Source organism: Aquabacterium sp. (genome assembly GCF_004297345.1).
Taxonomy (GTDB): Bacteria; Pseudomonadota; Gammaproteobacteria; order Burkholderiales; family Burkholderiaceae_C; genus Aquabacterium.
In genome coordinates this window covers 1-1,559 of the sequence record NZ_SCTN01000563.1, presented here as the reverse complement: position 1 = coordinate 1,559, position 1,559 = coordinate 1, and the positions used below count along the sequence as shown (strand labels likewise).

2 protein-coding genes are annotated in these 1,559 nt (G+C 53.8%); one reads left to right on the top strand and one right to left on the bottom strand.

The window, feature by feature from the left end:
• Window positions 1–338: 338 nt before the first annotated feature.
• The gene (locus EPO09_RS21510) at window positions 339–515 is read left to right on the top strand and encodes a DUF3606 domain-containing protein (RefSeq protein ID WP_290646543.1); all 177 of its coding nucleotides are present in this window, start codon (window positions 339–341) and stop codon (window positions 513–515) included.
• A gap of 125 nt (window positions 516–640) precedes the next feature.
• Here the strand turns inward: EPO09_RS21510 and EPO09_RS21505 are convergent, their stop codons facing one another.
• Entirely contained in the window at window positions 641–1,309 is a 669-nt protein-coding gene (locus EPO09_RS21505; RefSeq protein ID WP_290646541.1) for a hypothetical protein, read from the bottom strand.
• Window positions 1,310–1,559: the final 250 nt, after the last annotated feature.

The following is a 1,559-nucleotide window of genomic DNA, read 5'->3' as shown; positions in this document are numbered from 1 at the left end:
TTTCGTCCCCACTCCAGACTGCTTGCGGAGGGCAGTACTTAGGCCCAACGGATAGGGGCGACAAGTTTACACGCCATTAGCACTCACCACAATAGAGTGCTAACAAGCCCCTCAGAATAACACCTGTATTTATTCACAGTGTTTTTGAAAGTTGCATAATGCCTCCTAGAAACGAAAACGCCGAGGGAATTACGGTCCCCCGGCGAGTTCTACCCCAGTCGTATACCGCCAGGGGTGCTTGAGTCAGGTACTCAGTGCAGTTTTAATGGTATCGGATTTCTGGTTTCGGGGCGGTGTCTTTTTGCAATGCCTACTTAGCAGAAAGCCTTTCCAGAATCATGAGCGACAACTTGAATCTAAAGCGTCCCCAAGACGCAAGCCAGATCAGCCTTACCGAACCCTGGGAGGTCCGTTATTGGACCCAGACGCTTGGTGTGACTGAACAGAAACTGAAAGACGCTGTCCGTGTGGTTGGTCACTCGGCAGCCGCAGTGCGTAGGCACTTGGGCAAATAAGATTGCCCCCCTAGGGCGCCTTCGGGCGCTCTTTTTGCGCCCTAACGCAGAACTGCCACGTAACTAGTATCGCTTTCGTGGTCCGACTACCCCCAAGGGGCCTCACCCGCACTCAGTAGCCTTGTTCAGCCATGCCATTTAGCTGACGGCTCGACTATCGGCTCGCTACCCATCGGCACGATGATGGCTTGAGTGTGCGCCTCTTGCGTGGACACCAAATGCTCCGCACGACTGACGCGGACACCCGCCCTCAATGCCAGAAATGCATATGGGCTGAAGAATGCAAGCGTGACCAGAAGGAGTCCGGGTGAAGTAACCCCACCGCGCGCAAAGAAGCTAGAGAAGATGAACGGAGAGCCTGCAGCGAACACGCTCAACCCATACCAAAACAAGTACCACCCCTTCAGCAGCTTCCTATACCGTGGACTCTTGTAGCGGTCCTTGAAGTCAACCTGGAGATTGCCGACACCTTCTAGGTGCTGCAAGTACTTCTTGCCAAAAACATAGTTCTTGATTGCTTGCGGTGCGCCCTTGAGAGTCAACAAATATTGGATTTCGCTTGGATTGATGTCTGTGGTGCCAGCTATCGCCTGAAGGCCTTTCGTTTTTAAGAAGGGATGCATGGCCCCATCCTTCTTGTAATCGGCGAAGAATTCCCGCGCAAACTTGTACTCTTCCCTCAATCGACCACTTCGCAACTGGGTCAAGTCCATGGCGTTCTTAAAGGCACCTGCGCCCGCAGCAACGAGGCCGATAAAGGTGCCACCTCCTCTAATCATCACTTCAAGGTCCATTTCCGTCCCGTCCAAATTTGGCTGATTAGTGCATACGCTGGAATGCAAGCCCTAGATGCCCAGCTTTTCCAGCGTGGTGCGTCCTTCTTGTCTATTTTCCAGACTGCAACACACGCGGGGGCAGTGGGTAACTGTCTAGCAATTCATGCAGGCGGGCATCAATCTCTGCGGCCTCCTCTGGGTGGGCGGCCCTCCGTTCGCGGAGGCGCTGCATCTGACCTTTGATGAAGTCCCTCTCCTTCCGGTAGTC